Raw genomic sequence first — 22891 nt, 5'->3', positions numbered from 1 at the left:
AAGGGGAGCGTTTTGCCGAACAAAGACACGTCCTCCGTTTCCGACGTGGGTGAAACCGAAGCAAAGTCCTGGGTTCCGACCCAGGACTTTGTTGCTGGAATCGCTCTGCTCGCGCTCGGAGGCTTCGCGCTGTACCAAAGCGCGGGCTTGCCAACAGGTTCGCTGAGTGCGGTTGGTCCCGGCTTGCTGCCGCGCGGCCTGGCGTTCGGGATTGTCTTCATGGGCGTCCTGATCATCCTTCTGGATTTCACGAGGCCGGGAGAGCGGCTGGGGATCGTCCATCTACGGCCGCCGGTCTTCATCTTCGCCGCGTTGATGGCGTTCGCGTTGACGATCAAGCCGCTTGGTCTTCTCGGTGCGGTTCCGATCGCGGTCGGGCTCGCCGGATTCGCCAGTACCGAAACGCAATGGCGTGAGATCGTCGTGCTCGCCGCGGCTCTGACGGTCGCGTGCATCGTGGTGTTCGGATATCTGCTGACGCTCAGTATCCCCGTCGGACCGAGCGGATGGCCGGTGGCAGCATTTGCGGCTTTCTGGAAATGATCGAGCTGCTCAATCATCTGGTGTTCGGCCTCGCGGTCGCGGTGTCGCCCACCAACGTGCTGCTGTGTCTTGCGGGGTGTTTCCTCGGCACGCTGATCGGGGTTCTGCCGGGAATCGGCAGCATCGCCACCATCTCGATGCTGCTGCCGTTGACTTACGGCCTCGATCCGGTCGGCGCGCTGATCATGCTGGCGGGCATCTACTACGGCGCGCAATACGGCGGCTCAACCGCCTCGATTCTCGTGAACGTGCCGGGAGAGGCGACATCGATCATCACGGCGATCGACGGTCATCAAATGGCGCGGCAGGGGCGCGCGGGCGTGGCGCTCGGCATCTCGGCGATCGGATCGTTTATTGCCGGCACGATATCCACCGTGTTCATCGCGGCGCTCGCGATACCGTTGACGCGGGTGGCGCTGGAGTTCGGCCCCGCCGACTATTTCTCGCTGTTGCTGATGGGTGTTCTGGCGTCGGCGCTGCTCAGCCGGGGCGCGGTCAGCAAATCCGTCGCGATGATCCTGCTCGGCATGCTTCTGGCGACGGTCGGCATGGATCTCGAGACGGCAGCTCCGCGTTTGACGCTCGGTTATCCGCAACTAATGGAGCAGATCCCGTTCGCGGTGCTGGCGATGGGCGCTTTTGGCCTCGCGGAACTTGGGCGTTCTCTGGAAACGCCGGAAAACCGCGATGTCATCTCCAGGCAGATCGGCGGCCTGCTGCCAAGCCTATCGGATCTGAAGCAATCGGCGGCTCCGATCCTGCGCGGCACAGCGATCGGAGGGTTCCTCGGCGTTTTGCCGGGCAACGGCGCGCTGCTGGGTCCGGTGGCGTCCTACGGTGTGGAAAAGCATCTGGCCAAGGAGCCGCAGCGGTTTGGAAAGGGTGCCATCGAAGGGGTGGCCGGGCCAGAGTCCGCCAACAACGCGGCGGCTCAGACTTCGTTCATTCCGTTGCTGACGCTCGGCGTGCCCGCAAATGCGGTCATGGCGCTGATGCTCGGCGCCATGACCATGAACGGCATCGTCGCCGGTCCACAGGTGATCGAACGCAGTCCGGAATTCTTCTGGGGCATGATTGCCTCGATGTGGATCGGCAATCTCATGCTTTTGGTCATCAACCTGCCGATGATCGGAATCTGGGTGAAGCTTCTCAAGGTACCGTTCCGCATCCTGATGCCGTCCATCGTCGTGTTCTGCGCGATCGGCGCCTACTCGATGCGCAACGAGCCGTTCGACGTGGCGCTAGCCGGCTTCTTCGCGGTCGGCGGATACCTGCTGATCAAACTCGGTTTTGAGCCGACCCCGCTGCTGCTCGGTTTCGTCATCGGCGACATGATGGAGGAGAAGCTGAGGCAAGCTCTGATCATGTCGCGCGGTAGCCTTGCGATTTTCATCGAGCAGCCGATCAGCGCGGGGCTGCTTGCGTTGACGCTGGTGTTGCTGTCGGTACTGCTGTTGCCTCGCGTGAGACGAAAGCGGGACGAGGTTATCGTCGAGTGAGGTTGGGGACTAGTGTGATGTTGAAACTCGACGATCATGAACAAGCCATGCTCGCCGGCGCTGAAGGACGTGCGCGGCAGTGGGCCATGCAGCAGTTGATTCAGGTCGGCCGGTTCTTCGACGCCAAAGAGCTCGTCAAAGTCTCGCAAGTGCACTTGATGGCGGACACGGAGGCGCTGGGTGAGGAGGGTGTCCGCTTTCTCGAGGGCATTGCCGCCTATCCGGAGGCGGAGCGCCGAGTTCGGGTCCCGACGGTGACGGATCCGCGGGGCGCCGATTTCACCGCTTATCGGCGCATCAAGCAGAAAGAGGAGTTTGTCGAGTTGGAGAAGCGCGCGGCGGATGCTCTGCGCGCGCTCGGCATTCTGATGACCGATACCTGCATCAACTATCAAACCATCCTGCCGCCGGTGAAGGGCGAGCATCTGGCGTTCGGGGACACCGGATCGACGATCTACGCCAACTCGGTTCTGGGCGCGCGGACCAACTTCGAGGGTGGTCCGTCGGCGTTGTCCGCAGCGCTCACGGGCCGGGTTCCGCGCTACGGCTTTCATCTCGACGAGCACCGGCGAGGAACAACGCGGTTCGCGGTCGAGGCCTGGCTCGCGGACTATTCCGATTGGGGGGCGCTTGGCGCGGTGATCGGCCGGCGTATGCGCTCCTACTTCGAGGTGCCGGTCATCGAGGGGATCGCGTCGGCGCCGACCTCGGACCAGATCAAGCATTTCGGGGCCGCGCTCGCGAGCTACGGATCGACACCATTGTTTCATATGGTGGGCGTCACGCCGGAGGCGGGCCGCCTGTCCGACGTGATCGACGACCGCGCGCCGGCGATTTCGATAACCGACGCGGACATTTCCGCCTATCGCGCCTCGCTGACGCCGGCCGACGACACGCTGCATGTCGTTGTGTTCGCCGCCCCGCAATTGTCGCTGATCGAACTGCAGCAGTTGGGGGCGCTGCTCGACGGCCGGAAGGTCCATCCCTCGGTCAGCCTGATTGCGACCACCAGCCCTGAGATCAAATCCGCCGCCGATCGGCTCGACATCACGCGGAAAATCGACGGCGCCGGCGGCATCCTGCTGCAGGGCGTCTGCTTCTATCAGATGCACGCGCGTGAGATCGGGGAAGCCAACGGCTGGCGGCGGCTGATGTCGAACAGCGCCAAGCTGGTCAATATTCTCGGTGGCTACAACTACGAGACCGTGCTGGGGTCGATGGAGGCATGTGTCGAAAGCGCCGTGGCCGGGAGGATCGTCGCGTGAGCTTGCGCCTCGTCAAGGGACACCCTGGAATAGGCGACGACGTGGAGGGCGTTGTGCTCGCCGCAGCCGACAATTTCTCGGCACGCTACGATCTAGATCGCATCAACGGCGTCTTCTCACGCCCCTCTCATGCGCTTTACGGGCAGTCCTACGTCGGCCGGATCCTGGTTCTCAATGCCGCGAAGGGCGGCGTCGCGACCGCCTGGATGCTGCGCGAGATGCAGGCGAGAGGGCTCGGGCCGTCCGCGCTGCTCCTGAATTTTGCCAACCCGATCATGGCGCAGGGAGCGGCGTTCGCAGGCCTTCCGCTGATCGACCGGTTCGAGGCGGATATCACCGCGGTGCTGAAGTCAGGGGATCGCGTTCGGGTTTCACCGTCCACGGGGGACGTGCTGATCCTCGACCGCGACGTGGTCGAACCATGAGCGGCGCTCAGGGTCCCGTCCACAGCAAGGTTGGAGTGGTGGTTGCTGGACATCCGCTTGCAGCGGAGGCCGGCCGCGAGGCACTTGCCGCGGGCGGGAGCGCGACGGACGCGTTGATCGCATCGGCCGCGGTGCTGTGCGTGGTGCTGCCCCAGGCGGTCACGCTCGGAGGAGACGCGTTCGGGTTGTTCTACGAATCCGCTGATGCGACGGTTCACGGACTGAACGCCAGTGGACGCGCCTCTCGGTCAGTTGTGCCCGATCGACTGCAGCGATCCGATCTCGAATTCGGCGCGCGTTCTCCGACGGTGCCGGCGTTGGTGCGCGGTTGGGATGCCGCGCATCGGCGCTTCGGAAAGCTGGCCTGGTCTGACTTATTCGCGGCGGCGATAGCGGCGGCTGAGAACGGCGTTCCCGTGTCGAGGATATTGGCGTCGGCGATCGCGGAGCATGCGGAACTCGTCGCGCGCGACGCGGGACTGGCGGCGTTGCTGATCCCGAGCGGCCGGCCGCTGATCGAAGGCGACCTTCTTCGTCAGCCGCAGTTGGCGGAGAGCTTTCGCGCCGTCGCGCAGGGCGGCGCGGACGCGTTCTATGGTGGAGCGATCGCGCTTTCTCTTGCGCAGCGCATCGCGCGAGACGACGGCCTCCTGAGCGCAGACGACTTCGCGCGCTGCGCGGCCGAGTGGGTAATCCCAATCTCGGCCGACTATCGCGGCAACACGGTTGCGACGGTTCCGCCGAATTCTTTTGGGCTGCTCGGGTTGCTGCAACTCACGGAGCTCGAGCGGCAGGCCGTCTCCGGAGAATATCTCGAGACGCGATTGGCCGCGCAGGTGGCCGCAGCCGAGCGGACATTCGTAACTGGTGCCGGCTATCTGGCAGATCCGGAGGCGACGGGAATAACGGCTGCGGATCTTCGTTCGTTGCTGGCTAACCCAGTGCCCAACACCTCTGCGGGGCGGATCGGCTCCGGTCCCGGCGGAACCGCGGTTGCGATGGCCGTCGACCGGGACGGAAACGCGGCCCTGATCGTACAAAGCATTTTTACGCTGTTTGGCAGTGGGGTGCTCGACGCCGAAACCGGCATTCTCCTCAATAACCGGATGCGCGGTTTCAGCCTCGATCCTTCGCATCCCAATGTGGTCGCGGCCGGAAAGCGGCCGGCGCACACGCTGAGCCCGATGATGGTTCTCAGAGACGGGCGGCTTCGTCTCGTGCTCGCGACTCCAGGCGGTCTCGGACAGACGCCGACGCTGGTTCAGGTTATCGACGGCCACATCGGTGCCGGGCTCGATCTCGAAACCGCGATCGCGCGGCCGCGCTGGTCCTACGACCTCGATCAGCGCGTGATCGTGGAAGCTGGAGTTGCCGACGACGTCGTCGCTGCGATCGCTGCGGGCGGCGTTTCCATTTATCGGCCGACACGGCCTACGCCGTTCTTCGGATCGGTAAAGGCGATCCGGATCGCGCCAGACGGAACGCTTTGTGGCGTCGCCGATCGGCGGAGAGATGGCGCCGTGGCCGGCATTTAGGTTTGCTCGAAAACTTACCAACCTTTGGAGCGTGAAATGTCTGTTGAGGATCGGTTGCGCGAGCTTGGTATCGTTCTCCCGCGTCCACGCCGCGTGCCGGCAAACTTCGTTCCCGGCGTTGTCGTCAACGATCTGCTCTGGATGTCCGGCACGCTCGGCACCATCGTCGACGCCGAGGACGGCGACGTCATACCGACGCCTGGAAAACTCGGCGAGCAGATCAGTCTGGAACAGGGTTATCAATCGGCGCGCCAATGCGCGATCAACCAGCTCGCGTGGATCAAACTTGTGCTGGGTAGCCTCGATCGCGTTGCGCGCATCGTCAAGGTGAATGGCTATGTAAATGCGGTTTACGGCTACAACCAGGGACCGTGGGTCGTGAACGGCGCCTCGGATCTACTGGTAGAGGTGTTCGGCAAAGAGAACGGATCCCATGCGCGCGCCGTAGTCAGCGTGGCCGGGCTCGCGTTCGACGCGCCGGTTGAGATTGAAATGCTTGTGCATGTGCGGTCCTGATCATTCAATCAGAAGGCTCCGCTTTCAGAGCATTCGCAAAAATCTTCTGGCCGATTGAATGCTAAGTGTCGCTGAACGTCGGAATGCCGACCTCCATCCGGGCGTGGAAACGGGCGCAGAGACCCGTTTCCAGTGGTTCTGACGCATTCATCGGACACGCGGCACGATGAAAGCCTCGCCGGAGAGACTACTCGCCACCCAGGGTCGTCGTGATGCTCGCGTAGAACGTGCGTCCCGGCCCAGGTTGATTCACGAGGCCGAGCGGATCGACATAGAACTGGTCCGTAACATTCTCGACGCGAGCGCCCAGTGTCCAGGTGTCGTTGATCTTGTAGTCCAAGAACAGGTCAACAAGGGTATAGGACTCCCAGTTGATCTGGGAGATGAACGAGCTGAGCCCCTGGGCCGTGACCAAGCCATGCTCGATGGCGCGCGGCCCGACATAGGAGACGCGTCCGCCGACGGTCAGGGCATCGTCGAACAGCTTCTGAGAGAGAGTTAGATCGACGGTGTACTTGGGCGGCACGTGATTGGTGGCGTAATCGCCATAGAGCGAGCTCTCGGCGCAGGTATCCGATGTCCGGCAATATTCGATGCTGAGGTAATAATTGGCCGCCAGGTCGGCCGTGAAGCCGCCTTGCTCGTAGCGGCCGGAGAATTCCAGGCCCGAGAACTTCGCCCGATCGATGTTGTAGACCTGCATACCCCACCACGTATACCCAGGCCCTTCGAACGGACGGAACTCACGCGCGATGTAGTCGCTGACGTCCCAGTTGAAATATCCAAGCTTGATCATCGCCTTGTCGTCGGCCACAAGAATGCCGTCCCTCTGGAAGTTGGCGCCGATCTCCCAATTGCTGGCGCGCTCGGGGCTGAGATCCGGATTGGGGATGATGGTGAACGCCGACGCGGATTCGAAGAGGCTCGGATAGCGCAACGCGTTCGAGTAGTTCACATAGAACTGCGTCCCCTTGGTCGGCTCCAGCGTGATCCCGGCCGACGGGCTGAACCCGCCTTCGTCGCGCTTCGGATCAGGATTGACGTATGCCGAATTGTCGGACGTGCTGCGGTCGTTGGACCAGAAATGCGAGTAGCGCAGTCCGCCGTTGAGCGTCAGCCAGTCCGTGGGCTTGTACGCCACCTTGGTGAAGGCGCCGGCCTCCTCTCGCGCGGCGTCGCGCAGATTTAGCCAGCCTTCGATCACGTCGGTATAGGCGCTCGGACGGGTGTCCTCGTTGACGTATGAGAGCCCGTACGTGAACTCCAGCGCGCCATACTGCTCGAATGACACGCGGGACGTATTCGTCGTGTCGCCGCCCCACATCACCGTATCGGAGCCGGTCCGGAAGTATTTCGAAAGACCGAGACTTTCCGGCTTCGTGCCGTAGGCATTGCGTGGCGGGTTGCGCAGTTCGAGGTCTGTTACCCAGAAATTGGCCTTGAGATCGATGAGATCGTTGCCCGCGGGCTTCCAAAGATAACGCAGCGTACCGGTGTCGAGCACGGTGCCGGCGGTCTGAGTTTGCTGCACCGGTTGGCTGGCGTCGCTGGTCAACGCCGATGCAAGACGGTCACCCGCCTCGCTGCGGAAGCCGGTATAGCCGAACTTCAGGCTGTGTCCGTCGCCGAAGCGCAAGGTCGCCTTGGTCAGCCAGGATTCCGTCTGAAGCTCCGTGTTCAGGACCTCCTCGCCCGCCCGGTAATTCGACAGCCCCTGGTTCTCCACATAGTCCCTGTGCAGCAGATAGGACGGACAATAGCCGCTCGAGTAGCAGAACGGCCGTGGACCGGTGCTGACGGGATTGGCGGAGGGGCCATGTTTTCCGGCGTGATAGTTGCCGCGTTCGCGATATGCATAGGCGGCAAGGAGGTCGATATTGTCATCCTTGAAGGCGGTGACGACGCTGGCCGAGCCCTGTGTTGGCGTCAGCAATCCCGGTCGGTCCATTCCATGCTCTGAAGGCACAGCTGTTCCATAGCCAGAACTTGGATCGTTGGTGGAGCCAATGGGATTGCTGATCTGATAGCCCGCGCGATTTCCCGCCTCCGGCGTGGACGTGTTCGTTCCGGCCTCGCCCTTGATACGCACGCCCCACTTCTGGCCGGGCTTCACGATGTCGCCGGCATCCACTGTGCGCATGGCGACGGTGCCGGCAATGCCGCGGGAAGAGGCGTCCGAGCCCTTGGTGATATCGACGCCGGCGATGAGGTCTGGATCGACGAAGGTTCTGCTCGAGAGCCCCTGATAGCCTTGGTAGATCTGCAGGGAGTTCTCCGCGCCGTCGATGGTCGTGGCCACGCGTCCCATGCCTTGCATGCCGCGGATGTTGACATCGATCGAGCCGGCGCCGTTGCGGGCCTCGCCCGACATCACCCCCGGCGTGCCGCGGAAGATGTCGGCCGGACTGCTGCCGCGGAAGCGCTCGATATTTTCCGCCGAGATGTGGGCGGTGGGCGCGGGCGTTTCGTAAGGCGAATAGTCGGAACCGCCCTCTGCGGTACCGCCCACATCGATCGTGTCGAGCGCGATAGCGCCCGGCAACGTCGCGGCGGCATCGTTGCCGCCGACACCAGAGGTGGACACGGTGACCGTGTTGGCATTGGTGAAACTGTAGGTCAGTCCGGTACCGGCGAGGAAAGCGGCGAACGCCTGCTGAGCCGTGAGCGAGCCAGATACCGCTTTTCCGCGGATCGACGACGGAAGCGCGCCGTTGACCACGACCGAGAAGCCGGCGACGCGCCCTATGGCATTCAACCCTTGTGGGACAGGCTGTGCCGCGACATTGAAGGTGAAGCGTTGCGCGGCGACCGCTTCGCCTTGAGCTTGAGCTACAGCATGTGAAATGCCTGCCACCATCGGCAACATGGCGCCGGTGATCAGCGCCGCAATGCCGTGTGTACTCCGTACTCTACGCATAGTGATCCCCTCGTTCGCAAGTCGCATCCCCGTCCGCGCGATGTGCATCGCGGGCGTCTATTAGGGATTCACGGATGACTTGAGGGACACCTCACCTCGCTGCGATACTTTCTTCGCGAGGTTGCTGAGTGATTGCTGATTTTTTGACTGAGTGAAGTGCCGCAGGCTCGGCAGGGCGATATCTCTGCACCCCGCGCGCTCTTGGCGTAAGCGCTGCCTTGCGAAAGATGGAAGTGCTCTAATGTAGGATCACGAGCCGCCCTGCGATGGAGCGCATCGAGAAGCCGACGGATGACTGAAGCGAGCGCAGAGCCGCGTCCGGATCGTCGAGCGGCAGACTTCCGGAGACAGTCCAGTTTGCAAGCTCGCTGCTGGTGATGACGATACGGCCGGAGCGGTAGCGTGCAATCTCGGCCACAACATCGGCAAGACGAGCTTCGTAGAACACAAACCGCCCGTCGCGCCAGGCCAGTGCCGCGTCGAGATCGGCTTCGACGACGGTGCCGAGCGTGTCGGCTGCGTAGCTCACCTGCTGTCCGGGAGCGATCGTCGCTGTGCGCGTTCCGTTGCCAACCTCGACGCGGCCACGCGCCAACGTGACCACGGCCCTCTGATCGGCGAGACGGACGTCGAATTCGGTCCCGAGCACTCGCACCTGGCCGTCGGCCGCCTCTACGATAAAAGGGTCACCTGATTTTGTGACGGAGAAGTAGGCCGTGCCTCGCAAGAGGCGTACGCGCCGTTCGCCCGGAGAGAACGCGACATCCATGGCCGTATCTGCGTCGAGGAGCACCGTGGAGGCGTCGGACAGAGTGACAAGACGGCGCTCGCCCCGCGCCGACACATAGTCGGCTGCGAGGTTTTGCAGGAGGTGAGGCTGCTCGAGCCAGATCGCGCCGCTTAGAACCGCCAGCGCCAGACCAAGCGCCGTTCCAGTGCGGCGCACGGCTTTTCGGCGCCGGGCTCGGTCCATGTTTTCGAGATAGCCCGCAAGTATCGAGGCTTCCTCCTCGGCTACGCGTGCGCCGGGCTCCCCCATGGTCGACCAAAGGCTTTCTGCGCGCCGCCAGGCCACCCGGTGCGCAGGGCTCGCCGCAAGCCACTGCTCGAACACGGCTTGATCGCCGGGAGCGGGATTTCCGCGCAGCCGGCTTAGCCAGGCAAGGGCAGCCTCGTCGGGATCGGTTTGTGGGAAAGGGTCTTGGTTCATTGTCGGAAACGATGTCTCAGGCCAGACACGCGCCATTTGCGGGGCAACGGCACTTATCATAATTCACGGATGAGCGGGGGCTTTCCCTCAGCCCGCAGCGTTTCAGCTTTCCTCAATCGCGCTACGAAGAGCCTTGAGGGCGCGCGCCATGTGCTTCTCGACGCCGCTGGCGGTAATGCCGAGCGCTTCCGCGATCTCGCAATACGTGCGCCCGTGTACACGGTTAAGCAGGAAAATGTGCCGTGTTCGCTCCGGCAGGCCACGGATCACATCGTCGACTTGCCGAAGACCGTCGCGGGCTTCCACGATCTCATGTGGGGACGGAAAGACTCCCGCATGCTGCTCGGGTACTGTGCCGGCGATGTAAGCAGCCCGTGCGCGCTGGGCCCGGATATGATCGATGGCGGCGTTGCGGGCACTTCGCGCGAGATAGGCGGCGTCGCATCCCTCCAGCGTCTTATGCCGCCTCCAAAGACGCAAAAAAACGTCGTGGACGAGATCGGCCGCGGCGGCGGGATCGCCGATCAGGCGCGTCACGCTGAGCCGCAGGCGGGCGCCCTCGGATACATAAAGTGCGGCAAGATCCAACGGTTTGGTCATACGGAACTCGACAGACCACAGCGAACGCCCCCGTCTCTGTCATGCACCTACGGAAGCAAGGCGGGCGTGCAACTCAACGTCCATATTATTTCCTAACTACAAAAGTCAACATTTAATCTGTCCGTGCGCTCCACAATAGATGCGTGGTGTGTTGCCGTCGGGCAGGGGAGAGGACATCCGAAGCATCTGCTCGGGGGCTTTCACTCGGATAAAACCCCGGAACAGGTTGTGTCCTATGCTGAAACTGCAGAATATGACTGCAAATACAGAGGGTAAGGCTGGTGCGGCAGCTCTCGCCCGATATTTCTGTGTGCGATCTGCCTAAGTGGGCGTGGCGATGATGGGGTGGGTCGCTCTCACGCTTTTCCGGACGGTGCCCGGGATCAGTCCAATGGTCGGAACTTGAATGCCAGGCGTTTCGCGCGGGCGTATAAGAAAGCAGATTTCGATATTTGACTTGCCGGCTCAAGTCGGACGTTTCTGACTATGCATATATAGAGTGGCTCCGCCCGAGACGCCGAAGTGAACTTCTCTTCAATCCGACTTGGCCTGCGCCGGGTCGCCAGCGTGAGTGAGCTTGGACCATGACCGATCCGACTTTCAAACCCGAAACGATTGCACTCCATGGCGGCTGGCGCGCAGATCCGGTGACGGGCTCGGTGGCGGTGCCGATCTACCAGACGACGTCGTACCAATTCCGCGACACGGAGCATGCCGAGAACCTTTTTGCGCTCAAAGAGTTCGGCAACATCTACACGCGCATCATGAACCCCACCAACGACGTGCTCGAGAAGCGCGTCGCGGCGCTCGAGGGCGGCGTAGCGGCGCTGGCGTTGGCGTCCGGCCAGGCTGCGTCCGCCCTATCGGTCCAGAACCTCGCGCGGGCGGGCGACAACATCGTGAGCTCGACCGATATCTACGGCGGAACCTGGAATCTCTTCGCCAACACATTCAGGGATCAGGGCATCGAGGTTCGTTTCGTCGATCCCGCCGATCCCGAAAACTTCCGCCGCGCCACCGACGAGCGGACCCGCGCCTATTACGCGGAGACGCTCCCCAATCCCAAGCTGATCGCGTTCCCGATCGCGGAGGTGGCTGCGATCGGCCGCCCGCTCGGCATCCCGCTAATCGTCGACAACACCGCGGCGCCGATCCTCACGCGGCCGTTCGATCACGGTGCGGCAGTCGTGGTCTACTCGTCGACGAAATACCTCGGCGGCCACGGCACCTCGATCGGCGGGCTTGTTGTTGACGGCGGAAACTTCGACTGGGCCGCGCACAAGGAGCGCCAGCCCACGCTCAACACGCCCGATCCGAGCTATCACGGCGCCGTCTGGACGGAAGCCGTCAAGCCGCTCGGCCCCATCGCCTACATTATCAAGGCGCGCGTGACGCTGCTGCGCGACCTCGGCGCGGCGCTGTCCCCGTTCAATGCATTTCTCACCTTGCAGGGCATCGAGACCCTACCGCTCCGGATCGCGCGGCACTCGGAGAACGCAAATGCCGTCGCTGCATTTTTGGCCAAGAGACCCGAGGTGACGCGCGTGATTCATCCGTCGCAGCAGAAGGGGTTAGCGAAACAGCGCGCCGACAAATACCTGAAGGGCGGCTACAGCGGACTCGTCGGTTTCGAGCTAGCCGCCGGTCGTGAGGCCGGCCGCCGTTTCATCGACGGTCTCAAGCTCCACTACCACGTCGCCAATATCGGCGACGCCAGAAGTCTCGCGATCCATCCGGCGACGACGACGCATTCCCAGCTCGCCGCGTCGGAGCAGGCGGCAGCGGGTGTAACGGAAGGCTATGTGCGCCTGTCCGTCGGCATCGAGCACATCGACGATATTATCGCCGATCTCGAACAGGCCCTCGCCGCAGCCGGCACGCGGTAGAAAAAAACACGGCCGCGATCCAAGAGGCGAGACGGCAGCCGGGTGTCTGCCGTCTTGCGGAAGCGCGGCGAGCGCTACAACTCTTTGACGATCAGATGTGTGCCGCGCGCTTTGTGATTTCGCTCACCGCCGCGGGATTGCCACCAACCCGATGGCGCGCTTTCGCATGTTTGAACTGAGTGGAAGCCGTGTAGCGAATGACATCGGCGTAATACGCCTCGGCAATTCTACCCAGCGTGTCGGAAACGGCTGCAACAAGCGCGGGCGCGATCGTTACGCCGTCGTAATTCTCGATGGCATGAACGCGATGATCGAGTGCCGAAAGCCGATCGGTGAGGGCGCGCTCGATGGCGTCGAGCTCCTCGGGGCTTGAGATCGTCAGCAACCCAAAATCGGCGGAAAAGATGTTTCGCGCCTCCTCATGCACGAAGCGCTGCGCGAGCGAGACTCGCAGGAGATCGTTACGCAGATGCATGGGGCCGGTCGCGAAAATGCGAGCGTCCATGGTCGTCGGGTCCTTCCGGATCACCGGCTTGAAATTCATGAGCGATAGAATATCGCGTTCGATATCGATGCCCGGCGCGACCTCGACCAGCTCGATGCCATCTGCTCCCAGTTCGAAGACGCATCGCTCGGTGACGTAGAGCACCCTAGCGCCGTGCGCCAGCGCGCGCTCGGCATTGAACGTCTGTTGCTCGAGCTTCTCGACGAACTTGCGAACCGGGCCGTTGCAGACGATTCCGGGGCCGTTGGTCGCGGCCGCAACTCTTGGCCGGCCGGCAGTGAAGGTCCCAAGATAGACGATCGTGTTGGTGTTCTGGGAAATGTTGACGAAACCTCCGGCGCCCGGAAGCCTGGGACCGAACTTGCTGACATTGACATTGCCAAGGCGATCGACCTCGGCGAGACCGAGAAAGGCGGCGTCGAGCCCGCCCCCGTCGTAGTAGTCGAATTGATAGGGCTGATCGATCACGGCGGAGGTATTGGATGCGGCGCCGAAGTTGAGGCCGCCGGCGGGAACGCCACCGATCACACCCGGCTCCGCGGTGAGCGTGAGCAAGTCCGTGATGCCTTCTTCGGCTGCAATGCGTGCGATGCCTTCCGGCATCCCGATACCGAGGTTGATCACGCTGTTGGGGCGTAATTCCAGGGCGGCACGGCGCGCGATGATCTTGCGCTCGGTCATGTCCATCGGTGTGAGCGAGGCGAGGCGCACCCGGATCTCGCCACTGAAGGCCGGATTGTAGGGCGTTCCGAACGTTTGCCAATGGTTCTCGGGCGCCGCCACCACGACGCAATCGACCAGCGTGCCCGGCACCTTGACGTGCTTAGGATTGAGGCTTCCGCGTTCCGCAATGCGCTCGACCTGGGCGATGACGACGCCGCCGGAATTGCGGGTCGCCATGGCGATCGCCAGGACCTCCGTGGTCAGCGCCTCTTTCTCCATGGTGAGATTTCCATCGGGGTCGGCGGTGGTAGCGCGAATGAGGCAGGCATCGATCGGGATGGTCTTGAAGAACAGACACTCTTCCCCGCCGACTGTCACGACCTCGACGAGATCCTTCGTGGTTCGCGCATTCAATCGGCCGCCGCCATGCCGCGGGTCGGCGTAGGTGCCGAGCCCGATCTTCGTCAGATGCCCAGGGCGATTTGCGGCGATGTCGCGGAACAGATGCGAGACGACACCTTGCGGAGGATTGTAAGCCTCGATCTCGTTGGCCTTGGCCAGCTGCTGCAGCTTCGGGATGGACCCCCAATGGCCACCGATGACGCGCGCCACCAAGCCGGGATGGGCCAGCCGGTTCAATCCACGGGACTTGGAATCTCCCTGGGACGACCCAAAAATGAGCGTGAGATCGCGCGGATATCCGGTGGTGACAAAGCTGTCTTCGAGAGCAATGGCCAACTCCTCGGCAAAGCCGGTGCCGACGAAACCGCCAGTTGCGAGCGTGTTGCCGCTGGCAATGAGCCGGACGGCTTCGGAAGCCGAAATGATCTTTCCCTGGTCAAGTCCGGACAGAAATGAAGGGCTTGGACGCGTTGCCATCGTGGCCTCTTTGCTCTCTGCGCCACATGGTTTGCAGCGCAGCTCGGATAAGTGAAGGAAGCCAGCTGCAATCCGCGAGCGCCCGTAACGCAGCGCGCCGCAATGTCATGAGGCGCCCCACGACGGACGCGCATTGCGAGAGGCGCGACGTTCGATCCTAAGGTCGAGAGCAGTCCTCGGCCAAGTGCGGGGCCAGGCCAACGAAGGATTGCTGATATCGATATTCCCCCGGCAGCATCTGTCAGTACAGATCCGATCAGTGCAAATATGGATATGAATTATAATTCGTAGAAAGCCGCGCGCACACGACTAAGCTCCGCCCGCCATACATGAAACGTCCCGCTGTTGAGGCGCAAAGGAGCGCGCCCATTGGACAACGACGCAACGTCGCGTCGTTCTCGTTGCAGCGGGCGGAAATAACCGACAGGGGGATAAGATGTCGTTCTTGCGCCGGCTTTTCGCGGCTTGTGCCACGCTGGTCGCGATTTTCTCGCCCCAGCTTTCTCATGCGGAAAATCTCAAATTGCGCGTTGCCTACGTTCCAATGGTGAACATGGCGCCGCTGTTCATTCTGACCAATGAGGGATGGGCAAAGGAGGCGGGCGTCGATCTGGAGCTCACGCGCTTCTCGTCCGGCACGACGCTGATCCAGGCCCTGGCCTCCGGTGAATTCGACGCGGTCTACATGGCGGTATCGCCGGTTGTAGTCGCCCGCGCGCGGGGGATCGATCTCAAGATCGTGGCCGCAAACGGCGTTGAGATCGTCTCGCTCATCGGACTTGCCGACCTTGCCAAAGCCTACGATGGCGCGGCCAGCCCGGCGAAGGCGTTCGAAGCATTCCGCCAGCAACACGGCCGGCCCGTATCGATCGCGACTCTCCCGAAAGGCACCATCCCCGATACGGCCTTGCGCCATTACATCAAGACGCAAAAGATCAACGAGGCGGACGTCTCGATCCTGAGCCAGGGCGAGGAGCAGGTGCGCCAGTCTCTGCTTGCCAAGGCGGTCGACGCTGCGACCATGCCGGAGCCGATCATCACAATCGTGAAAAGCAAGGATCCGTCCTCCAAGCTGCTCGCGACCGGCCATGATCTGATGCCTGGTCATCCGGGCTTTGTGCTGTCGGTAAGAGAGAAGATCCTCAAGGAACATCCGGACAAAGTGAAATCGCTGGTGGCGCTCAACAGCAAGGCCATCGCGTTGATCAAAAGCGATCCGAAACGGGCGGCCATCTCGACGGAAGCCCATCTCGGGAAGGGGCTGATCCCGCTGGAGGTGATCGAGGCGGCCTTGACGTCCCCCAACAATCCCATCACCGATGACCTGCGCCGGCTCGCCGAAGGCACGAAATCCCTACAGGAGTTTCAGGTCGAAATCGGCGTCCAGCCGAAGATCGTTCCGGAAAATGAACTGTTCGACTGGACGAGCTACAACGAACTGCAGGCTACACGATGAGCGTTGCGGCTTCCTCGCCGGTCCGGCTGGGTGCCGTTTCGGTCGCGAGCGCGGTTGGCTTTCTTCTGCTGTTGGAGATCGTTGCCAGGTTTCATCTGATGCCGGCCACCTTGCTTCCGGCGCCGAGCAGCGTTGCGCTGGCTTTTGAAAGCGAGTTCCAGTCCGGCCGCTGGCTCGCGAATGTCCTCGCGAGCCTCTCCCACTACGCCGTCGGCGTCGCCATCGGTACGCTGCTCGGCATCGGGTTTGGTTTGGCAACGGCTCAATGGCCGCTTTTCAATGCCCTGACGGAGGGCATCGCACGGCTGCTGCGGCCGATCTCTCCCATCGCGTGGCTGCCCTTCGCCATCATCTGGTTCGGGATCGGCGAGGCGGCGGCCGCCTTCATCATTGCGACCGGCGTATTCTGGCTGAACTACATCGCGACGCAATCCGCCGCGCGTGCGGTCGATACCGACAAGATCGAACTGGCGCACGCGTTCGGGCAGGGGGCCTTCTTCACCCGGATCCGCAAGATCGTGCTGCCGGGCGCGGCACCTGGAATCCTCTCCGGCGTCAGGGCCGGTGTGTCCATGGGCTGGATCGCGGTTCTGGCTGCCGAGATGCTGGGTGTCGCAGGCGTGGGCCAGCGCTTGCTCGAAGCCTCGGGCGTGCTCGCCACCGATCTGGTCGTCCTCTACATGGCGACGATCGCAGCGCTCTATTGCGTCACCGACACCGCGCTCGAATGGCTGACCCGGAGATTGTTGCCGTGGACGCACTAGTTTCACGCGCAGACGTCGAAAGACCCGACGTGCTCGTGCGCATTTCGGATGTCGCCTTGAGCGCACCGGGCCAAGTTGACCGGCCGATTCTAGAGAATGTCTCTCTCGATATTCGCACCGGGGAGTTCCTCGCCATAGTCGGTCCGTCGGGTATCGGCAAATCCACGCTTTTGAGAGCGATCTCCGGCTTGGTTGCCCCGAGCCGCGGGACGATCTCGGCTGTCGGCCGGCCGCGAGCCTCCGGGAAGTTCGCCGCTCTCGTATTTCAAGATGCGCGTTTGCTGCCCTGGCGCCGCGTGCGCGGCAATGTCGAGTTCGGACTGGAGGGTATTGTTCCAAGCCGGAGCGTGCGCAGGGATCGCGCCCGCAACGCCCTTCGCCTCGTCGGTCTCGAAGCTCTCGAAAATCGCTGGCCGCATCAACTGTCGGGCGGACAACAGCAACGCGTCAGCATCGCGCGCGCCCTGGCGCTCGAGCCGGAACTTCTCCTCATGGACGAGCCGTTCTCCGCGCTCGACATTGCCACCCGCCGAACGCTCCAGGACGAGATCTCTGGCATTTGGCGAACAGCCGGCGCAACCGTTGTTCTCGTCACCCACGATCTTGACGAGGCGATCCATCTTGCCGACCGCGTCGTCGTATTGGGTGGATCCCCGGCGACGATCAAGGACATCGTGGAGGTTCCGATTGCGCGCCCGCGCTCGAGGCCGAAACCCGTTGCCTCCGAGCCCTACGCCGCGTTGAAGGGGCGCCTCGCACAGCATTTCAATTCGGCAGCACCATCCGGCGCGCCGCAAGGAACCGACAATGAGCCAGCCCCCATCGGAAATTGATCTCTATTTCGCACCGACCGGAAACGGATATCGCGCTGCGATCGCGCTCGAAGCCTGCCAGATTCCGCATCGGCGCATCGTCGTGAACATCGAAGGCGGGCAGCACAGGACGCCGGAGTTTCTGGCCCTCAATCCGTTGGGGGCGATCCCGGTGATCGTCGATCGCAACGGTCACGGGGGCCAGCCTCTGGTCCTGAGCCAATCCGGTGCAATCTTGCTGCACGCCGCGGAAAGAAGCGGCCGCTTCATCCCCGCCGATCCACAAGCTCGGCTGCGCGTGCTGCAATGGTTCATGGCGGCGATCTCCGATGCCGCCGTCGGAAACACCCTGACGCGCTACATCAAGCTTAACGCGCCCGACAAATCGGAAGCGAACGACGCATATTTTCTGGAGCGTCTGCGCACGCTGTTCGCGGCGTTCGATCGCCAGATCGGTGGCAACGAGTTCATCGCAGGTGAGCTTTCGATTGCCGATCTCGCGCTCTATCCGGTCATCAACATGCGGCTCGATCTGGTGGAGAGCGCTAAGCTCGGATCGCTTGCTGCCTGGTTCGAGCGTTTGAGCCTGTATGAACCGATCGCACGCGCTTACGGACGAACCTGACCCGTGCGCCGTTGTGCTCGGGAAAGCATATTCCAACTATTGAATTCGGATCTTCTTGGTTTGGCTGTCGCCGTTCCGCGCCTATATCGGATCAACAACTTAGGCCGTATCGCAGTCAGCCACGAGGAGACTGGACAATGGCAAACGTAACGGATCTGACGCCGGGCGATCGCATTGAAATCCGCTACCGCACGGCCGTCGCCTCGCTCGAGAACGGCAACGAGCTTCGCGACAAATGGATCTCCGCCGAGATCAAGAGCATTGATGGCGGACGCTGGCCTTTGGCACGTCTGTCCGATGGCCAGTTGACGGAGGTCCGGCGCTACATGGAGTGGCGCTACGCCTCCGTGCACCTTCACGCCCCACGCCCGCATCCTCGCGCAGCGTGAATCGGATCGGCATTTGCTTTAGCGGACTGCAGAGCGTTTGCTGGCCGTCACGCGGCCCGCGACCGTCCGGCTCGCCAGCTTGCGATCGCGCAGCGCGGCCCATTTGCGGCAGCTCGCACGTGCAAGGCTGCATTTGGGGGCTTGGCGTTCGGCCTTGGCGTGTTTCGTAGGCACGCGATTGGCCTGTTCGAGGTGATCCGGAATGCTGTCGCGATCCTGCTCGCACAGCTCGACGCCTGCCAGTTCCCGCTCGAACGGAGACGCATCGCGCACGCGATAGCGTTTGGAGCACACTGAAACCTGTGGCGGCAGACGCGTGCGCTCGAAGGAATCATAGCCGTCCTTGAGATCCCGCCAGAACTGGGTCCAGGGGGATGCGGCGCTCGCCAGCATATTGGCGTCCGTCATGCGGAACGGGAACACTTGGATTGGAACGTGAGAGGCGCCGCGGAGTGCGCCGGCCACGAGGTCGTAGATCTCGGAATTGACTGCGTTCGTCATTGCGAAGCAGCCCGATGAATCGCATCCGCCATGGACAAGAATGAGCGAGCCGCTGCGGCCGTTGACGCGATCGAAAATGTTTGGATAGCCGATATCGAGCGAGCGGCGCCAACGATCGCCGTGATGCAGCAGATCTTCGGTGACGGTATAGAAGCCTTCCGGGGTTTGCCGATCTCCCTCGCGGAGCTTGGGGCCGAGCGAGCCCGACCAATAGCAGACCGGATAGGTGGCAAAGAGCGTGAAGCTGCGATCCTTCTTGATCCACACTTCGAGCTCGGATTCCGCTTTGAAGATGCGGATCAACGTTGGCGCACCGAGCGCCAGTCCGGCCTCTGTGAGGCGCGTCATCAGCTTTGCAGTGTCCGGGGTTCCTGGCAAAGGCAGCTTGAGTTGCCCGCTGCGCGCAGCCTGCCAGCGCTCCAGCCGTTCGGTCTGGGAGCGATCCGCATTTATCGATTCCGCCGTCGCGAGGCCGGTCGCGCACACTGAGGCCGCAATCGCCCAAGCGGCAGCGGCCAGCTTTCTGGCCCCTGCGCCTGCCAATGATGTCCCCTCTTCAAGCCGCTACCAGAAGCTGAAGAACGGCGTATAGCGCTGCGGTCTGCGGCGCCGGTCGCCGTAGTAGTAATAGTCGTCATAATACGGGTCGTAAGGGTAATAATTGGGCGGCTGGCGCGGCCGCTTCTTGATGCCGCCCTGCGGCTCGCCGCTGATCAGCACGACAAAGTCGGTCGCCGCGCCGGTTTCTTTGCTCAGATCTTCGTCGGACACGATGAGCGACGAACCCGGCCAGACATACTCCGAAACCTTCGAAACAACCTCCGGCGGCAGCGTGATGCGGTCGAGCGCGGCCTTGGCGGCCACGACGTCGGTCGCGGGCGGCGCTTCGTTAGCGGCCACGCGGCGACGCTTGCTCGCGCCGTAGTTGTCATCGAAATCATCGGCCCTGCGGGGCACGATCGTGACGACGTTCCAGCGCACGTTGTCGACGGTTCCCTTGTAGTCCACGGCGGTAAAGGTGTGCGTTCCGATCGGCGTCTCCGGTTCTGCAATGCTGACCGGCATGTCGATCACGGCCTCATGGCCTTGCCGCACATAGACACGCTGCGTCTTGAGGCTGACGAACACGGAGACCGGCAGCGTCTTGCGCCGGGCTTCTTTCGCAGCGTCCGTGGCTTTCTTCTTCACGGCGTCCGAAACGTTGAACGCATCCGTCGCGCGTGCCAAGTCCGCGGCTGCCGCATCGTCCTTGGCTTTCGCATCGTCGAACGCCTGCTTGGCCTTTTCGGCGGCGGTTGCTGCTTTTGCGGTTTCTGCTTCCGCCGCTTTCCGCACGCGGTCAGTCTTAGCTCCGGCAAGACGCTTGGCGGTGCTTTCCACCCAGCCGTCAGCGCGGCTCTGTGCCTTTTCGGCGCGCTTCAAGACTTTTGCCGTTTTGCTCCGGACGGCTTCGCGCTCCTTGAGCGCCTTCTTTAGCTCGTCGAGTTCCGGGGCAGCCGCGTCGGCTTCCGCGGCCTTTGCAGCGGACACGGCTCTCAGCTGGTCGAGTAGCGCCTGCCGCTCCGGCCAGTTGCGCAAGTCGGGCATGAACGGCGTCAGCTCGGATTGCGCGTCAGGATCGTAGACGATCGGGGTCGCCGCAGCCTGCACGCCGGTCGCTTTTGGCTTGAACAGCAGAGGGTGCTCGATCTCCGAAGGCGCGATATTCTCGCGGGCGACGACAACGCGAGTTCCTATTTTAGCCAGGCCGAAAATCTGCTCGGCATAGCTGTGGGGGAGGCGGACGCAGCCGTGCGAAGCGGGGTAACCGGGAAGGGCGCCGGCGTGCAGCGCGATCCCCGACCACGTCAGACGCTGCATGAACGGCATCTGCGCGTCGTCGTAGAGGTTCGAATAGTGATCCTTGTTTTTCTGCAGGATGCTGTAGATGCCGACCGGCGTCTCATACTCGGTTTGGCCGCTCGACACGCGCGCCCTCACGGCATTCCCCGCGGCGTCGTAAACCGAGATGAGCTGGTCGCGGATCGAGACGACGGCGAGCACAGCAGGTCCGGTAAGCGTCGCTTCCGGCGCGGCGGATTTGCGCTCCGTCTTGGTGCGCGGCTCGGCGACGGCGGACGTAGCCGCTGCGGCGAAAGCGGCCGCAAGCAAGGCGGCGTGAAGGGCTTTGACGAATGTCCCGCGGAACATGTGGTGACCCATTGAGCTAGAAATCCCCGGGAGCCCGGCTTTAGCGTTAATGCCGGCCGGCGTGGAGGTGTTCCTCCCGAAGCTGTCCTGAAAGTCTGTCACAGCGTGGTTATCGTTCCGAAAACGGGCGGAACTGATGGCCGAATGCTCGGAATCTCGTGCTCGACGCCTGAAATGTCGAGTCTATGCGGAATAAAATCGTTCGATCCCATCCAGTTGCGAGCCGATCTTTCGACACATTCGCCGAAGTAATCTGCCCGTCGCAAGTACAACCCACACGAGATCGGCAGCAGTGCCGCTTTCCGCTGCGGCTTTCAAGCTGTCTCGGAGCGATATTTGGGGGCTGTCCCGCAAGTCACGTCTCGAATGAGGGAGACTGACATTGCGATCGACCTCCTCGCCGACGTCCTTCGATCCGAACGGAGATGACAGTGAGTGAAAAGGTCTCGACGCTGCCAGCACTTACAATTCCCCGCCAAGCAATTCTCGAAGGCAGCATCCGATACGCTGGCAACGTCGTCTTGGAAGGCACGATCCTCGGCGATGTCTGGTGCTCGAGCCTCCTGATTACCGAGCGCGGGACCGTGGACGGCGCGATCTGTGCGGACGCGGCGACGATCATGGGCGAGGCATCAGGCTCGATCTACGCCAATCACGTCACGCTGAAGACCGCCTGCTCGGTAACCGCCGAGATCTTTCACAAAGTCCTCTCTTTGGAGAACGGGTGCTATTTCGAGGGTAAATCGAGACGGGTCGCCAATCCCTTGCATCTGGCCGACCGCGACGCCGAAGAGCACACCGCATCTAATGGGCTCGTCCGTTAGAGGAGGTCAGCATGACCCTTCGTCATCAAACTTGGAATGAAAGTCCCTACGACGACGATTACAGGGACTTTGACAGCCTCTCGTTGAACGTCGAGCCAAGCGAAAGAGCTGGCGCGCCCTTGCCGAACCGGCGCAAGGCCCGATTGAGACGAATGCTCGCCGGCATCGTTCTGGTTGCGGGAACTTGGGTGGCTGTGGCGAACCTCGGAGTTGAGGGCGTCATCGAGACCGGGAAATCTTTCTACGAGATCGCCGTGTCGAACGCGCAGGACATGATCGCGCGCGTAAAGCCGGAGGGACTGCCGACCACGGATTCGACGCCAAATAATCTTGCGGGTGCGAGCGCGCCGGCTCTTCCAAACGGACAGCCGGCCGAAGCAGCTCTTCCCGAACTCACGATAACGCAAAACCCGGCAACAGGCCCTGCCGCGGAAGAGGCCCCTTCGACAGAAGCAATGGGAACAGCCTACGCCGAAAAAGCTGAGCCGGCAGAGGAGATCAAGGATCAGAGCCCCAAACGGAAGCGTGCAATTGCAGCCGGCCTTGGCCCCGACCTGCCGAACGTTCTCCTGACGAGGTTGAGCCAGGGCGATCTCAAAAACGCGGGATATGCGATAAAGACCGCACTCGCCAAAACTGCGGACGACGCCTCCTTCTCCTGGCCACCGAAGCCGTCGCGCGAGCAGGCTCTCTTCGAAATCCGCTTCGTTCAGGGCGCGCCTTCGGGTTGCCGCAGATACATCGTCACCGTCACCAAGGACCGCTGGTCTTCGACGTCGGCGGCCCTCGAAAAATGCGGAGACGTCCGTGCTGGCAACGGCGACGTCCCGGGGGACAAGGCGCAGAGAACGCCGTCCCAGTCGCCGGGATAGAGCGTCGCCGGGGTA

20 protein-coding genes are annotated in these 22891 nt (G+C 62.5%); 14 read left to right on the top strand and 6 right to left on the bottom strand.

The features are described 5' to 3' along the window. Positions 1 to 12 precede the first annotated feature (12 nt). From RCO24_RS01395 to RCO24_RS01370, 6 genes are read left to right on the top strand one after another with little or no spacing between them, the layout of a single operon-like run. Entirely contained in the window at positions 13 to 543 is a 531-nt protein-coding gene (locus RCO24_RS01395; RefSeq protein ID WP_308959568.1) for a tripartite tricarboxylate transporter TctB family protein, read from the top strand. After that, positions 540 to 2042, top strand: a complete 1503-nt coding sequence (locus RCO24_RS01390) for a tripartite tricarboxylate transporter permease (protein WP_308960869.1) — start codon at positions 540 to 542, stop codon at positions 2040 to 2042. The genes RCO24_RS01395 and RCO24_RS01390 overlap by 4 nt, the downstream gene beginning before the upstream one ends. 17 nt (positions 2043 to 2059) lie before the next feature. Further along, entirely contained in the window at positions 2060 to 3307 is a 1248-nt protein-coding gene (locus RCO24_RS01385; protein WP_308959567.1) for an aconitase X catalytic domain-containing protein, read from the top strand. Continuing rightward, on the top strand, positions 3304 to 3732 hold the full coding sequence (locus RCO24_RS01380) for an aconitase X swivel domain-containing protein (protein ID WP_308959566.1): 429 nt from the start codon (positions 3304 to 3306) through the stop codon (positions 3730 to 3732). Before RCO24_RS01385 ends, RCO24_RS01380 begins: the two co-directional genes overlap by 4 nt. Further along, the gene (locus tag RCO24_RS01375) at positions 3729 to 5267 is read left to right on the top strand and encodes a gamma-glutamyltransferase (protein WP_308959565.1); all 1539 of its coding nucleotides are present in this window, start codon (positions 3729 to 3731) and stop codon (positions 5265 to 5267) included. The genes RCO24_RS01380 and RCO24_RS01375 overlap by 4 nt, the downstream gene beginning before the upstream one ends. Before the next feature lie 36 nt (positions 5268 to 5303). After that, positions 5304 to 5783, top strand: coding sequence for a RidA family protein (locus RCO24_RS01370; protein ID WP_308959564.1), 480 nt, complete (start codon positions 5304 to 5306; stop codon positions 5781 to 5783). A 187-nt stretch (positions 5784 to 5970) separates the two neighbouring features. Here RCO24_RS01370 and RCO24_RS01365 read toward each other — a convergent pair whose 3' ends face one another. The 3 genes from RCO24_RS01365 to RCO24_RS01355 all read right to left on the bottom strand — a co-directional run bounded on the left by RCO24_RS01365 (position 5971) and on the right by RCO24_RS01355 (position 10510). After that, positions 5971 to 8700: a TonB-dependent receptor domain-containing protein gene (locus RCO24_RS01365; RefSeq protein WP_308959563.1), complete on the bottom strand. Its 2730-nt coding sequence runs from the start codon at positions 8698 to 8700 to the stop codon at positions 5971 to 5973. A 238-nt stretch (positions 8701 to 8938) separates the two neighbouring features. Next, positions 8939 to 9910, bottom strand: a complete 972-nt coding sequence (locus tag RCO24_RS01360) for a FecR family protein (RefSeq protein WP_308959562.1) — start codon at positions 9908 to 9910, stop codon at positions 8939 to 8941. Positions 9911 to 10012: 102 nt separating this feature from the next. Further along, positions 10013 to 10510 carry a sigma-70 family RNA polymerase sigma factor gene (locus tag RCO24_RS01355; protein ID WP_308959561.1) on the bottom strand — a complete coding sequence of 166 codons (498 nt, stop codon included), beginning with the start codon at positions 10508 to 10510 and terminating at the stop codon, positions 10013 to 10015. 584 nt (positions 10511 to 11094) lie between these two features. Between RCO24_RS01355 and RCO24_RS01350 the strand changes: the two genes are divergently transcribed. Next, positions 11095 to 12396, top strand: coding sequence for a PLP-dependent transferase (locus RCO24_RS01350; protein ID WP_308959560.1), 1302 nt, complete (start codon positions 11095 to 11097; stop codon positions 12394 to 12396). 91 nt (positions 12397 to 12487) lie between these two features. On the opposite strand, the gene RCO24_RS01345 is transcribed toward RCO24_RS01350, so the two are convergent. Beyond that, a complete protein-coding gene (locus RCO24_RS01345) occupies positions 12488 to 14443 on the bottom strand; it encodes a CoA-transferase (RefSeq protein WP_308959559.1) in 1956 nt (651 codons plus the stop codon). A gap of 436 nt (positions 14444 to 14879) precedes the next feature. Here RCO24_RS01345 and RCO24_RS01340 point away from each other — a divergent pair, with 436 nt between their 5' ends. From RCO24_RS01340 to RCO24_RS01320, 5 genes are all read left to right on the top strand, one after another. Next, entirely contained in the window at positions 14880 to 15899 is a 1020-nt protein-coding gene (locus tag RCO24_RS01340) for an ABC transporter substrate-binding protein (protein WP_308959558.1), read from the top strand. Beyond that, on the top strand, positions 15896 to 16663 hold the full coding sequence (locus RCO24_RS01335) for an ABC transporter permease (protein WP_308959557.1): 768 nt from the start codon (positions 15896 to 15898) through the stop codon (positions 16661 to 16663). The genes RCO24_RS01340 and RCO24_RS01335 overlap by 4 nt, the downstream gene beginning before the upstream one ends. Then, a complete protein-coding gene (locus RCO24_RS01330; RefSeq protein WP_374990900.1) occupies positions 16651 to 17496 on the top strand; it encodes an ABC transporter ATP-binding protein in 846 nt (281 codons plus the stop codon). Before RCO24_RS01335 ends, RCO24_RS01330 begins: the two co-directional genes overlap by 13 nt. Beyond that, a complete protein-coding gene (locus tag RCO24_RS01325; protein ID WP_308959556.1) occupies positions 17471 to 18100 on the top strand; it encodes a glutathione S-transferase family protein in 630 nt (209 codons plus the stop codon). The genes RCO24_RS01330 and RCO24_RS01325 overlap by 26 nt, the downstream gene beginning before the upstream one ends. A gap of 137 nt (positions 18101 to 18237) precedes the next feature. After that, the gene (locus RCO24_RS01320) at positions 18238 to 18489 is read left to right on the top strand and encodes a hypothetical protein (protein WP_308959555.1); all 252 of its coding nucleotides are present in this window, start codon (positions 18238 to 18240) and stop codon (positions 18487 to 18489) included. A gap of 18 nt (positions 18490 to 18507) precedes the next feature. Here RCO24_RS01320 and RCO24_RS01315 read toward each other — a convergent pair whose 3' ends face one another. Together RCO24_RS01315 and RCO24_RS01310 are read right to left on the bottom strand one after the other, a co-directional pair. After that, complete coding sequence (locus RCO24_RS01315; protein WP_308959554.1) at positions 18508 to 19533, bottom strand: murein L,D-transpeptidase family protein; 1026 nt, start codon at positions 19531 to 19533, stop codon at positions 18508 to 18510. A 21-nt stretch (positions 19534 to 19554) separates the two neighbouring features. Next, positions 19555 to 21180, bottom strand: coding sequence for a L,D-transpeptidase family protein (locus tag RCO24_RS01310; RefSeq protein ID WP_308959553.1), 1626 nt, complete (start codon positions 21178 to 21180; stop codon positions 19555 to 19557). 431 nt (positions 21181 to 21611) lie between these two features. Here RCO24_RS01310 and RCO24_RS01305 point away from each other — a divergent pair, with 431 nt between their 5' ends. Then, the gene (locus RCO24_RS01305; RefSeq protein WP_308959552.1) at positions 21612 to 22004 is read left to right on the top strand and encodes a polymer-forming cytoskeletal protein; all 393 of its coding nucleotides are present in this window, start codon (positions 21612 to 21614) and stop codon (positions 22002 to 22004) included. 11 nt (positions 22005 to 22015) lie between these two features. Continuing rightward, positions 22016 to 22876: a hypothetical protein gene (locus RCO24_RS01300; protein ID WP_308959551.1), complete on the top strand. Its 861-nt coding sequence runs from the start codon at positions 22016 to 22018 to the stop codon at positions 22874 to 22876. Positions 22877 to 22891: the final 15 nt, after the last annotated feature.

Source organism: Hyphomicrobium sp. LHD-15, assembly GCF_031157355.1.
Classification (GTDB): domain Bacteria; phylum Pseudomonadota; class Alphaproteobacteria; order Rhizobiales; family Hyphomicrobiaceae; genus Hyphomicrobium_C.
The sequence above is the reverse complement of the archived record's forward strand: the minus strand, read 5'-3'. Positions and strand labels throughout refer to the sequence as shown.

Excerpts from the sequence above, each read along its gene's own strand:
- RCO24_RS01300 (WP_308959551.1), top strand. The coding sequence starts at position 22,016 with ATGACCCTTCGTCATCAAACTTGGAATGAAAGTCCCTACGACGACGAT.
- RCO24_RS01385 (WP_308959567.1), top strand. The coding sequence starts at position 2,060 with ATGTTGAAACTCGACGATCATGAACAAGCCATGCTCGCCGGCGCTGAA.
- RCO24_RS01310 (WP_308959553.1), bottom strand. The coding sequence starts at position 21,180 with ATGTTCCGCGGGACATTCGTCAAAGCCCTTCACGCCGCCTTGCTTGCG.
- RCO24_RS01370 (WP_308959564.1), top strand. The coding sequence starts at position 5,304 with ATGTCTGTTGAGGATCGGTTGCGCGAGCTTGGTATCGTTCTCCCGCGT.
- RCO24_RS01390 (WP_308960869.1), top strand. The coding sequence starts at position 540 with ATGATCGAGCTGCTCAATCATCTGGTGTTCGGCCTCGCGGTCGCGGTG.
- RCO24_RS01375 (WP_308959565.1), top strand. The coding sequence starts at position 3,729 with ATGAGCGGCGCTCAGGGTCCCGTCCACAGCAAGGTTGGAGTGGTGGTT.
- RCO24_RS01345 (WP_308959559.1), bottom strand. The coding sequence starts at position 14,443 with ATGGCAACGCGTCCAAGCCCTTCATTTCTGTCCGGACTTGACCAGGGA.
- RCO24_RS01335 (WP_308959557.1), top strand. The coding sequence starts at position 15,896 with ATGAGCGTTGCGGCTTCCTCGCCGGTCCGGCTGGGTGCCGTTTCGGTC.
- RCO24_RS01340 (WP_308959558.1), top strand. The coding sequence starts at position 14,880 with ATGTCGTTCTTGCGCCGGCTTTTCGCGGCTTGTGCCACGCTGGTCGCG.
- RCO24_RS01360 (WP_308959562.1), bottom strand. The coding sequence starts at position 9,910 with ATGAACCAAGACCCTTTCCCACAAACCGATCCCGACGAGGCTGCCCTT.
- RCO24_RS01320 (WP_308959555.1), top strand. The coding sequence starts at position 18,238 with ATGGCAAACGTAACGGATCTGACGCCGGGCGATCGCATTGAAATCCGC.
- RCO24_RS01325 (WP_308959556.1), top strand. The coding sequence starts at position 17,471 with ATGAGCCAGCCCCCATCGGAAATTGATCTCTATTTCGCACCGACCGGA.
- RCO24_RS01365 (WP_308959563.1), bottom strand. The coding sequence starts at position 8,700 with ATGCGTAGAGTACGGAGTACACACGGCATTGCGGCGCTGATCACCGGC.
- RCO24_RS01355 (WP_308959561.1), bottom strand. The coding sequence starts at position 10,510 with ATGACCAAACCGTTGGATCTTGCCGCACTTTATGTATCCGAGGGCGCC.
- RCO24_RS01350 (WP_308959560.1), top strand. The coding sequence starts at position 11,095 with ATGACCGATCCGACTTTCAAACCCGAAACGATTGCACTCCATGGCGGC.